The organism is Chryseobacterium manosquense (assembly GCF_014623485.1).
Classification (GTDB): domain Bacteria; phylum Bacteroidota; class Bacteroidia; order Flavobacteriales; family Weeksellaceae; genus Kaistella; species Kaistella haifensis.
The window spans coordinates 2187204-2199320 of the sequence record NZ_CP060203.1 but is presented as its reverse complement, the minus strand read 5'-3'; the positions used below and the strand labels follow the sequence as shown (position 1 = coordinate 2199320).

At 36.8% G+C, this 12117-nt stretch carries 11 protein-coding genes; 4 read left to right on the top strand and 7 right to left on the bottom strand.

What is annotated here, in order from left to right; all coding sequences use genetic code 11:
* Nucleotides 1-37 precede the first annotated feature (37 nt).
* Nucleotides 38-457, top strand: a complete 420-nt coding sequence (locus H0S70_RS10585) for a SufE family protein (protein WP_031504218.1) — start codon at nt 38-40, stop codon at nt 455-457.
* The gene (locus H0S70_RS10580) at nt 457-1419 is read left to right on the top strand and encodes a glycosyltransferase family 9 protein (protein ID WP_123249429.1); all 963 of its coding nucleotides are present in this window, start codon (nt 457-459) and stop codon (nt 1417-1419) included. Before H0S70_RS10585 ends, H0S70_RS10580 begins: the two co-directional genes overlap by 1 nt.
* 51 nt (nt 1420-1470) lie before the next feature.
* Here the strand turns inward: H0S70_RS10580 and H0S70_RS10575 are convergent, their stop codons facing one another.
* From H0S70_RS10575 to H0S70_RS10545, 7 genes are all read right to left on the bottom strand, one after another.
* Nucleotides 1471-2553 carry a mannose-1-phosphate guanylyltransferase gene (locus H0S70_RS10575; protein ID WP_228453717.1) on the bottom strand — a complete coding sequence of 361 codons (1083 nt, stop codon included), beginning with the start codon at nt 2551-2553 and terminating at the stop codon, nt 1471-1473.
* 2 nt (nt 2554-2555) lie between these two features.
* Nucleotides 2556-3146 (bottom strand): SprT-like domain-containing protein, encoded by a 591-nt coding sequence (locus H0S70_RS10570; RefSeq protein WP_123249401.1) that lies wholly within the window; start codon nt 3144-3146, stop codon nt 2556-2558.
* Between the two features lie 51 nt (nt 3147-3197).
* Nucleotides 3198-4538 carry a TolC family protein gene (locus H0S70_RS10565; protein ID WP_123249402.1) on the bottom strand — a complete coding sequence of 447 codons (1341 nt, stop codon included), beginning with the start codon at nt 4536-4538 and terminating at the stop codon, nt 3198-3200.
* A 40-nt stretch (nt 4539-4578) separates the two neighbouring features.
* Nucleotides 4579-4971, bottom strand: a complete 393-nt coding sequence (locus H0S70_RS10560) for a hypothetical protein (protein ID WP_123249403.1) — start codon at nt 4969-4971, stop codon at nt 4579-4581.
* An 18-nt stretch (nt 4972-4989) separates the two neighbouring features.
* A complete protein-coding gene (locus H0S70_RS10555) occupies nt 4990-6393 on the bottom strand; it encodes a nucleoside recognition domain-containing protein (protein ID WP_188320773.1) in 1404 nt (467 codons plus the stop codon).
* Nucleotides 6394-6492: 99 nt separating this feature from the next.
* Nucleotides 6493-7536, bottom strand: a complete 1044-nt coding sequence (locus H0S70_RS10550) for a PA0069 family radical SAM protein (protein ID WP_188320772.1) — start codon at nt 7534-7536, stop codon at nt 6493-6495.
* A gap of 123 nt (nt 7537-7659) precedes the next feature.
* Entirely contained in the window at nt 7660-7854 is a 195-nt protein-coding gene (locus H0S70_RS10545) for a hypothetical protein (RefSeq protein ID WP_123249405.1), read from the bottom strand.
* A gap of 185 nt (nt 7855-8039) precedes the next feature.
* On the opposite strand from H0S70_RS10545, the gene H0S70_RS10540 reads away from it, so the two are divergent.
* Together H0S70_RS10540 and mutL are read left to right on the top strand one after the other, a co-directional pair.
* Nucleotides 8040-10106 carry a prolyl oligopeptidase family serine peptidase gene (locus H0S70_RS10540; protein ID WP_394367326.1) on the top strand — a complete coding sequence of 689 codons (2067 nt, stop codon included), beginning with the start codon at nt 8040-8042 and terminating at the stop codon, nt 10104-10106.
* 247 nt (nt 10107-10353) lie between these two features.
* Nucleotides 10354-12117, top strand: a complete 1764-nt coding sequence (gene mutL, locus H0S70_RS10535; RefSeq protein WP_188320770.1) for a DNA mismatch repair endonuclease MutL — start codon at nt 10354-10356, stop codon at nt 12115-12117.

Below are 12117 nucleotides of genomic sequence, written 5' to 3'. Positions count from 1 at the left end.
CACATTTCCTTATCTTTGCACAAATAGATTTTGAGAAATGACCATCAAAGAAAAACAGCAGGAAATAGTAGAAGAATTTGCCTTTCTTGACGATTGGGAACAGAAATACGAATATATTATCGATTTGGGGAAAGAGCTGAAAGGACTTCCCGAGGATAAAAAAACCGATTCCAATTTAATAAAAGGCTGCCAATCCAAAGTTTGGATCGATGCAGAGTTTTCTGATGGAAAATTATACTTCAATGCTGATTCCGACGGTATTTTGCCAAAAGGAATTGTTTCGCTATTGGTTTCGATTTACAGCGGACATTCCACTCAGGAAATTTTAGATTCCGATTTTCAATTTATTAGCGATATCGGTTTACAGGAGTTTCTTTCGCCTTCCAGAGCCAACGGATTGATGGCGATGACCAAACAAATTAAGTTTTACGCAGTCGCATATCAATTGAAAAAGTGATCAGAATTTTAGCTTATCGGTTTTCCGCTTTTGGTGATGTAGCGATGACTGTTCCTGTGATCACCGAATTCCTCGAACAAAATCCCGAAGTAGAAGTGGTGATGGTTTCCCGAAGCAATTTTAAGGAGTTATTTCAAGGAATTCCGAATCTTATTTTTAAAGGAATCAATATCGATGATTACAACGGAATTATTGGCATTAATAAGTTATCGAAGCAATTAAAAAATGAATTTAAACCTGATTATATTGCTGATTTACACGATGTTATCCGAACGAAATTGCTTAATATTTTCTTTAAATTAAATGGTCAAAAAGTTTTTGTTCTCGATAAAGGAAAAGAGGAAAAAAAGAAACTTACCGACATAAACAATCTTGAGAAGAAGCCACTGAAACCTACTACAGAACGCTACGCAGATGTTTTCCGAGCAATGGGTTTTAAGGTAAATTTATCGCATCAATATCGTTCAATTTCTGCGGAAAAAGTTGGAATTGGATTTGCGCCTTTTGCGCAGCATCAAGGAAAAATGTTGCCACTGGAGAAGTCTTTTGAACTGGCGAAACTCATCGCAAAAAAAGATAAGCTTTATTTTTTTGGTGGTGGTAAAGGTGAATCTGAAATCTTAGAAAATTGGGCAACACAAATTCCTAATACCGAAAATCTTGCCGGAAAACTTTCTATCAGCGATGAACTTCAAAAAATTTCAAAACTAAAAACAATGATTTCCATGGATTCGGCGAATATGCATTTGGCAAGTTTAGTGGGAACGCGCTGTGTTTCGGTTTGGGGTTCCACGCATTATTTCGCCGGATTTTTAGGTTACGGACAAAGCATTGATGATGTTATTGAAGTGAAAGATCTAACTTGCCGACCATGTTCGGTGTTTGGCGATAAGGAATGTTTCCGCGGCGATTGGGCGTGCTTGCAAGAGATTGATATTCAAAAGATAAACGATAAAATTTAAAAAACAAGAATCCCGAAGATGATCTCGGGATTTGTTAATTTTTTTATCTTTTTAAAGAAATTTTTCTCCTTTTTTTTCAGTTTTTAAATCCTGAACATAATCTTTGATCAATTGATCATTGTCTCTTGGACAAATAAGCAAAGCTTTTTCGGTATCAACAATGATGTAATTATTCAAACCATCGATGATGGCTGCTTTGTTGTTATTTTTCAATCGGATGATATTTCCTTTGGAATTGTAAGTAAGAATATGCTTGGATTTGAGAGCGTTTTTGTTTTCGTCTTTCTGTGCGTTCTCATACACGGAAGTCCAAGTTCCAAGGTCGCTCCAACCCAAATCGGCAGGAATTACAAATACGTTTTCTGCTTTCTCTAAAATGCCATTGTCGATCGAAATTTTGTTCACTTTTGGGTAAATCAGTTCAATGCATTGTTCCTCGGCATTACTGTTGTATTCGCAACTAAGGAATTGTTGGGACATTTCTTCAAGATGTTGGTCGAATGCCGACAATATCGATTTTACATTCCAAATAAAAATCCCCGCATTCCAAAGAAAATCCCCACTTTCCAAGAAGGTTTTTGCAATTTCTAAATCGGGTTTTTCGGTAAAAGTTTTTACTTTATAAAAGTCAGAATTATTATTCTCTTCGAATTGAATGTATCCATAGCCTGTATCTGGGCGTGTCGGGGTAATTCCCAAAGTAATCAAATAATCGTTTTGGGAAGCAAGTTCAAAAGCCAGTTCCACTTTTTGCAGAAAAACAGTTTCCTTTAAAATCAAATGATCCGCAGGCAAAACAATCATATTGGCTTCCGGGTTTTTAGCGGCAATTTTTTTTGCCATATAAAGGTTGCAAGCCGCCGTGTTTTTCATCATCGGTTCGCCAACAATATTTTCGGAATTCAGTTCTGGTAATTGCTGTTCGGTAAGGTCAACATACTCTTTATTAGTGATAACGAAGATATTTTCTTTTGGAACGATTTGGCTGATTCTGTCGTAGGTTTGCTGAATCATCGTTCGACCGGTTCCTAAAATGTCCTGAAATTGTTTTGGATATTTTTGAGTGCTCATTGGCCAGAATCTGCTTCCTATTCCTCCTGCCATAATGACGCAGTAATTGTTTGATTGTGACATGTTTAACTTATTTTTTCTACTCTTGCTAATGGCTTGAAAATATACTTTTTTCCATTGTTGATATTGCTACAAAGATAGTTTTTTTTGCGGAGCTCCTCAATGATATAGGTTTGTTTGCGATAAATAAATTGGTCGCCAATTTTTAAATCTTCAATATAAGAACTTTCGTCTTCGTAATCTTCTATTTGAAAGTATCTTACCAAATCCGGACTCGCCATAAAATTGGCTTTCGGAGATTTTGAAAACTGAAGAATTATGGGTTTTAAATCTTCTGAATACACCGAAATACTTTCCAAAAGCATCATCCGGAATGTGTTTTTCCATTCCATTCCGTGCGGGGAAATTCTGCCACCGAAATTTTCAAACGCAATTAAATGAGCCAATTCATGCGTGAGAACAAAGAAAAAAAGTTGAGGTTGAAGCGTAGAATTGATCGTGATTTCATGAGATTTATCCGGCAATTTTCGGTAATCTCCTAATTTCGATTTTCTGCCACGCGTAATTTTAATGTGAATATAATGATCGCCAAACCATTGTTTCAGATGCGGAAGCGTATTCTCTGGTAAATATTTCTCTAAATTTTTAATTGACATTTTTTATACTGTCGGAAATCTGAATATCCATTTAAAAATGATTGACTAAATTTAAAGACTCAAAGGAATTCCCGCATAGAAATTCAAAAGTTTCATGCTGAAAAGATAGTTGTATTTTGCCTGAGCAACGGCTCCTTGCGCATTTGCGTAGTTGTTTCGGGCAATATTTAGATCATAAATTGTGGTTCTTCCAACTGCAAAACTTTTCTCTGCAAAATCAACCGCAAGTTTCGAACTTCTCTCGGCTTCCACGGCAGCAAGGTAGTTTTCATAGTTACTTTCTGCATCAAAGTACGCTTTCTGAACATTTTGCAAAACCTCCTGTTTCTGCTGTAGCAAAGAGTTTTTGGCAATATCTTCATTAATTTTCGATTGTTCTACCTGAAGTTTTGTAATTCCTTTGTTAAAAATAGGAATATTTGCAGACAAGCCCAATTGTTGCCCGAAATTGTCTTTATATTGTTTAAAAAAAACCGTTTGCTGAATCTTATTACTGTTAATGTCGTTTCCGGCATTCATCGCATAAAAATAAGAAGTTCCTAATCCTGCATTTGCGGTAACAGTCGGCCAGAAAGCAGTTTTCGTAACTTCGGTTTGTGCCTCAGATGATTTGATGCGGTTTTCGGCTGCTTTTATTTGAGGTTGGTTTTCGTAAGCTTTATTAATGATATTTTCCGCTGAAAAAAGAGGAGCTTCTAATTTGTTTTCAATAGCAACTTCTTGAATATCAAAACTTTTGTAATCCAAAAGTTGAAGCAGCATTGCCAGTGCAAATAAACTTCTGTCGGTATTGATTTGAGCAGTTTTCACATTTTGTTTCTCTCTTGCGAGCGCGGCTTCAGCTTCAGCTAAAATCGTTTGCGGAGTCGTGCCAACTTCGGTAGTTATTTTTGCTCTTTTGTAGAGTTTATCGGCGTTTTCAAGGGCACTTTCCGAAATTTTGGTAATTTCTCGATTGAGCAAAACCGATAAATATTGTTGAGCAATTTGCAGTGAAATATCATTTTTAATTCTTTCCAAATCAAATTTGCTGGCCTCAACTTCAAATTCAGTTTTTCGAATATTTTTTTCTAAGCGTCCATTATTAAAAACCAAAATATCTGCTCCCACATTCGCGCTGTTGCTGAAATTGTCGTTTCTATTCGTGGTCCCGAAAACATCTCTACCTTGTCCGAAAGAGGCGGTATTATTGAGATTCCCAGAAACTGAAGGCAAGTATTGTCGCTTGGCAATGTCTAGAGAATTGTTTTGTGTTTTAGTATTTAATTGATTTTGAAGAACTTGCAGGTTGTTTTCCACAGCGTAATTTACACATTCCTGTAGCGACCATTTTTTCTGAGAAAAGGCATAAACGCTTACGAAGCTCATCAAAAGCACTGCAATTTTTTTCATGGTGGATTTTACAGAATAAGACGATTTTTTTGCTTAATTGTTACAATTGGGCTTTCAATTCATTAATTCTTGAAACAATAGGCATCGAAAATATTCCGCTTTGCTGCAAATACATTTCATAGAAAGTTTTGGCTTTGGCTGCAAAATCGGTGCAAGGATTTTCTTTATTTTTAAAGTAAAATAAGTGCCCCAGCAATTCCAAATATGGAACATGGTGAGCTTTGTCTTTTTCATTAATTAAATTGATAATTTCATCTGAAGATTTAGAAGCAAGCGTTTCAAAACTTATCTTGAAAGTATCATTCATATTAGTGTCGAAAATTCTTTCCCATTCTGAAAGTTCACCTTCATTTTTGCCGCCCAAAATCATTTTTGAAAGAAATTCCGAAAACTGCTTTACAATTCTGATAATGTAATCTTTATCGTGTATCATTTCAAGTTTTTTTAAATTTTAAGAAAAGAAAAGATAAGCCAAAATCACCGAAGTGATGATGCCAACCAAATCTGCCAGAAGCATTGCAGTAACAGTATATCGTGTATTTTTGATTCCCACTGCTCCGAAATAAACTGCAATTACGTAGAAAGTGGTATCAGAACTTCCCTGCAAAACCGCTGCAAGTCTTCCCTGGAAACTGTCTGCACCGAAAGTTTGCATCGTATCTACCATCATTCCTCGTGCTCCGGAACCGGAAAGTGGTTTGATCAAAGCAGTTGGTAAACCGTCTACAAATCGTGTATCAAAACCAACTACGGCTGCAACCCATTTCATTCCGCTAATTAGTACATCAAAAACTCCGGAAGTTCGAAGTAGCGAAATGGCGATCAACATTCCCACTAAATAGGGAATGATCTTCACACAAGTCCAAAAACCTTCTTTTGCTCCATCAATAAATGCATCGAACACGTTTATTTTTTTGTAAACTCCACCCAAAACGATGGCAAAAAAGATGAGCAGAATAATTCCATTGCTTAATAGCATGCTGAAATTATCCAATCCTTCTTTAGTTAAATTCAATAGGTAAACAACTAGTAATCCGATGATTGCGGATATTCCACCAACGTAAGCAATCACGATTGGTTGAAGTAAATTAATTTTCTGATAAAGTGATACCACAATCATCGCAGCCATGGTCGCAGAAAAAGTAGCAATCATACACGGCAGAAAAATATCGGTTGGCGTTTGCGATCCCATCGAAGCTCGAATTGCGATGATGGAAACCGGAATCAGCGTCAAACCTCCTGCGTGAAGGCAAAGAAACATAATCTGGGGATTGCTGGCTTTTTCTTTATCTGGGTTTAAAGTTTGCAAACTTTCCATGGCTTTGAGTCCAAAAGGAGTTGCTGCATTATCGAGGCCCAATAAATTTGCCGAAAAATTAAGCAACATATGCCCAAAAGAAGGGTGGTTTTTCGGGATTTCCGGAAATAATTTTGAGAAAAATGGTTGAATTAATCTTGATAATAAATTGATTCCGCCGGCTTTTTCAGCGATGCTCATAAAACCCATAAAAAGCGTCATGATTCCCACTAAACCAAGACATATTTTCACCGCAGTTTCCGAGGTTCCGATCACTCCATCAGTTTCCTGAACACGATAAACCGCAACATTTGTTTTTGCAGAATCGGCTTTATAGTGAATCCTGTTTTCATCAAATTCGGGTTTCAAAAGCAAAGCAGCTTTCAAATCTGGCGATAATTCGTTGATGTTTTTGGTCGCAATTTGCACAGTGTCGCCACTTTTTCCGACTACCATATCGTTGTAAATCGCTTTGTAATGATCTGAAAATAAATATTTTACACTCGCAACTAATATTGCGATAATGATAAATGCACTCCAAATTCTGCTTAAAACCATTTCCTGAAAAATTTTGATAAAAATAACCAAAAACTTCAAGCAATCTCTTTTTCCTGATAAAATTTAAAGATTTTGGATGGTTTTATTAAAAGCTCTAGCTTAAAAAAGTTTCAGTTGCTGAGTTTTGCTGCCGGTAAAATTTTCTGTCGAAAGTTTTGGAAATGCTTTGTCTGCGAAATATTTTCTTTTACCCAAAGCAAAAGTGTGGTGAATCATTTCTGCGATATTTCCAACGCCTTGATATCTTTGGTGGAACCTTTTGTCGCCGAGGTTTCCGCCATGCAAAGACCGAATGAGATTGAGTACTTTTTGGGCTCTGTCGGGAAAATTGGCATGAATCCATTTCACAAAAACGGGTTCCACTGTATCATTCAATCGAACTAAAGAATAGCCGAAATTCTGTGCGCCTTTTTCGGAAATGGTTTTTAGAATGTTCAAACTTTCATCACTCGTCAATCCTGGAATTACCGGCGACACCATCACTCCGGTTGGAATATTATTTTCACTCAGAATTTCAATGGCTTTGAGTTTGTTATTGGTCGAAGAGGTTCGAGGTTCCATTTTACGGCGTATTTCTTCATGCATCGTAGGAATACTCAGTGAAACCGAAACCAAATTCTGCTCTGCCATAGGTTTCAAAATGTCCAAATCTCGCAAAACCAAAGCATTTTTAGTTAAAATAGAAACCGGATGTCGATATTCCAAACAAAGTTGCAGGAGTTTACGAGTAATTTCGAAAGTTTTCTCTGCAGGTTGGTAACAGTCGGTATTTCCGGAAAGGGTGATAGTTTTTGGCGAATAATTTCTTTTCTGAAAAAATTGCTCCAAAAGTTCGGGAGCGTTTTTCTTGACCATTATTTTTCTTTCAAAATCCACACCTGCAGAAAATCCCCAATATTCGTGAGTAGGGCGAGCAAAACAATAAGAGCAACCGTGTTCGCAACCTTGATACGGATTCATAGAATATTCCATCTTTAAATCCGGACTTTTCACTTCATTTACAATTGTTTTAGGAAAAACTTCGGTGAAATGGGTTTTTATCTGTTGAAAATCTTCTTCTTCTGGTTCAAAAGTGTACCGGTCGAAACGGTTGTTTTCGTTTCGCTGCGCACCTTGACCTTTGATGAAATTTTCGTTTTGCATGAAATTGATGGAGTAAATTTATAAGTTTTACTATTGAACGTTATGAGTTTAGAGGCCTCAGTTCTCCACAAAAAATCCTGAGTTCAAACGAAATCAGGATTTATCAGCGAATATCATAATTTATTAAAGCATGGCCAAATATTCCACGCCGTGATTCCCGTCGTCTTTTTTCTTTTTCTCGAAATGGCGGTGAAAATCAGAATAATAATCGTAGTATTCCTGGTGTTTTCGGGAAAAAAACTTCTTGATTCCGAAAATTCCTAAGCCAAGTATTACTCCTACACTTCCTGCCAATAAAATTCCTGTTTCTTTTTTCATATTACTTTTGTTGTGAGCATAAAGTTAAGCAAATTACATACCTTTTAAGTATTAAATAATCGTAAAGTTTGTTAATGTTTTTGTCCTTAACTTTTAATTAGGATAAATTTTATAAATTTGATAAAACTGAAGTATTAATGAAAAAAGTGATCTTTACAGCATCTATAGCTGTCTTAGCATTGAACATGATGAATGCCCAAAACCTAAATTCTAATTTGAAATATCCCGAAACCAAAAAGATTTCCCACACCGATGAATATTTCGGTAGTAAAGTTGCGGATCCTTATCGCTGGTTAGAAGATGACCGTGCTGATGATACCAAAGATTGGGTACAGCGAGAAGTGGCTTTTACCAACGATTATTTGAAAAAAATTCCGTTCCGGGAAGAGATTCGTAATCAGTTGAAAGACATCTGGAATTACGAGAAAATTGGAGCGCCTTTCAAAGAAGGAGATTTTACTTATTTCTATAAAAACGACGGTCTTCAAGCGCAATCTGTACTATACAGAACCGATAAATCCGGGAAAACTGAAGTTTTCCTCGATCCAAATAAATTTTCAGAAAAAGGAACTACTTCTTTAGCCGGAGTTTCATTCAATAAAAAAGGAACTCTGGTAGCTTATTCAATTTCCGAAGGCGGAAGTGACTGGAACAAAATCATTATTCTAAACGCTATTACAAAAGAAAAAATTGATGAAACTATTGTTGATGTGAAATTTTCCGGAGCTTCTTGGTTGGGAGACGAAGGATTTTACTATTCAAGCTACGATAAGCCGAAAGGAAGCGAACTTTCCGCAAAAACTGATATGCATAAAGTGTATTTCCACAAGTTGGGAACCAAACAATCTGAAGATCAATTGATTATCGGTGGCGAAAATTTTAAGCGAAGATATATGGGAATTGGGGTTTCTGATGATGAAAGATTCGAGATTTTGAGTGCATCCGAAGCAACAAGCGGCAATGAACTTTACATTAAAGATTTAAAGAAAAAAACTGATTTTCTAGCCATTCAGAAAGGTTATGATTTCAACACGGATTTCATCGATTCCAAAGGTGATTTTATTTACGCTTTAACGGATAAAAACGCGCCCAATATGCGTTTGGTTAAATTCAACATCAATCAGCCGGATATTTGGGTTGATGTAATTCCGGAAACAGATAATGTACTGAATGTTTCTACAGGAGGCGGATATATTTTTGCAAAATACATCAAAGATGCAGTAACCTCGGTGAAACAATTTGACTATGATGGAAAACTCATCCGAACCATAGATTTACCAGGAATTGGAACCGCTTCCGGATTCGGTGGAAAGGAAAAAGAGAAAGATCTTTATTTTTCTTTCACCAATTATATCACACCGGGAACAACTTACAAATTCAATGTAGAAACCGGAAAATCAGAAACTTATCAGAAGCCGAAGGTGAAATTTAATCCTGAAGATTATATTTCCGAACAGGTTTTCTATACATCAAAAGACGGAACCAAAGTTCCGATGATGATTAATTATAAAAAAGGTACAAAACTCAATGGAAAAAACCCGACTATTCTTTATTCTTACGGAGGTTTCAACATCAGTTTGCAACCGGCATTCTCTGTAGTTAATGCAATATGGATGGAAAATGGCGGGATTTATGCCGTTCCAAACATCCGTGGTGGCGGCGAATACGGAAAAAAATGGCACGATGCAGGAACGAAAATGCAAAAGAAAAATGTGTTTGAAGATTTCATCGCGGCCGGAGAATATCTGCAAAATAAAGGCTATACTTCCAAAGAATATATGGCGCTTTCCGGACGTTCAAACGGTGGACTTTTGGTAGGTGCTACGATGACGATGCGCCCGGATTTGGCAAAAGTGGCTTTCCCGGGAGTGGGCGTTTTGGATATGCTGAGGTATAACAAATTTACCGCCGGAGCGGGTTGGAGCTACGATTATGGAACCGCGGAAGACAGCAAAGAAATGTTTGAATATTTAAAATCTTATTCACCAGTCCATAACGTAAAAAAAGGAGTTTGCTATCCTTCAACGATGATTATTACCAGTGATCATGATGATCGTGTTGTGCCGGCTCATTCATTCAAATTTGGAGCTGAACTTCAGGAAAAACAATCTTGTAACAACCCGGTTTTGGTAAGAATTGAAGTAAATGCAGGACACGGAGCGGGTAGAAGTACCGACCAAGTAATTGGCGAAAATGCTGATTTGCTAAGTTTTGCATTGTATGAAATGGGTGTTAAAACCTTAAAGAAATAAATGATTAAATACTCATCAAACAGAGACTTCCGGTAATTCGCTGGAAGTTTCTTTATTTAAAAAGACCAAATAAAATCAGTATTTTTACCGGTTGAAACTTTTGAAAAATATCGAATATCGTGCAAGTTAGCGCTCATCTTTTAAGTGGTTTTTATGGTAAAATCAAAGGTTTCAAAAGGAAAATTAGGCCTAAAGTTTTTTCAAAACCCCAAATCTAATCGCTATTTTTGCAGGATTATTATAGGAAATGTCAGATATTATAAAACTTTTACCGGATCATGTTGCCAACCAAATCGCTGCCGGCGAAGTGGTACAAAGACCAGCGTCTATTGTAAAAGAACTTATGGAAAATGCGATTGATGCAGGTGCTACGAAAGTGGAACTCATCATTCGTGATGCAGGGAAAAATCTTATCCAAGTAGTGGACAATGGTAGCGGCATGAGCGATACCGACGCCAGATTAGCTTTCGAAAGACACGCAACATCCAAAATCACTAGCACAGAAGATATATTTAAAATTACAACGAAAGGCTTTCGTGGAGAAGCGTTGGCCTCTATTGCTGCGGTAGCTCAGGTTGAATTGAGAACCAAAACCAAAGATGCGATAACGGGAACCAATATTTATATCGAAGGTGGTGGTTTTCAGTTCCAGGAACCGATTCAAACAGCCGAAGGTTCTAATTTCCTAGTGAAAAACCTGTTTTATAATGTTCCGGCGAGACGAAAATTTCTTAAAAATAATAATGTTGAATTCCGACATATTATTGATGAATTTCAGCGAGTTGCGCTAGCTCATGAAAATTTGGATTTTGAACTTTTTCATAATGATGATATCGTTTTCCGCTTAAGAAAATCGAGTTTATTACAGAGAATTGTGGAAATTTTCGGAAGAAAATTACATCAGCTTTTAGTTCCAATCAAAGAAGATTTGGGCTGGATTAAACTGACCGGATTTGTAGCAAAACCGGAAGGCGCCAAGAAAGTTCGTGGTGAGCAATTTTTCTTTGTTAATGGCAGATATTTCCGTAGTGCTTATTTCAATAAAGCGGTTCAGGAAGCTTTTGAAGGTCTGCTTTTGCCGGGTTATATTCCGACATTTTTTCTTTTTCTAGAGTTAGATCCGGAGAAAGTTGATGTGAACATTCATCCTCAAAAAACGGAAGTAAAATTTGAAGACGAGAACTTAATTTTCGCTTTGGTACGTTCCACCATCAAAAAATCTTTAGGAATTTATAACGTTGCGCCAAGTTTAGATTTCGATCGAGACACGAGCATTGATGCCTTCGTTCATCAAAAAAACAGCAGTAACGGAAGTTTCAAAGCTCCGGAAATCACCGTTGACCGAGACTACAACCCTTTTTTGGAAGAGCGTGTTTCTGCCGGTGAAACCCACGCGATTACAGAAATGTATCAACAAAATATTCCGGCGGAACCATCGAAAATCAACCTTTTTGAAGATGAAGATTTTGATGAAGATCTCATGCGTTTGCCCAATGGTTATTGGCTTTTCAACAAAAACGGGAAAACTTTAATGCTCGATTTGGGCAGAATGCATCGGTTGGTTGTAAGTGAAAGAAATGCCAAGAAAAAGCGCACGAGCGACAAGCATACTTTGCTGTTTTCTTTGGAATATCACATGAATGAAACCGAGAAAAATAAATTTCGTTCCATCAAAAAATATTTGCCAGAACTGGGTTTCGAGATGATTATTGCGAATGATAATGTTTTGAGGATTGATGCAGTTCCGGAAGGTCTGAAAGAAACCCAAGTGATGAAATTCATGGAAAATCTTTTTGAAATTTTAGAGTACAAAACGGAAGAAGAATTCCTAGAGTTTTACCACAATCAATGGAATAAGATCCAAAGCAAATCCCGTTTCGATTTCCTTTATAAAATTGATGCCGAACAAGTTATCAGAGATTTTACAGAGCTCGGTTTTCCAGAGTTTTTACCAACAGGAAAAAGATGTTTCATTGAAATTCCACTCGATGAATTAAAAAATAAATTTTAG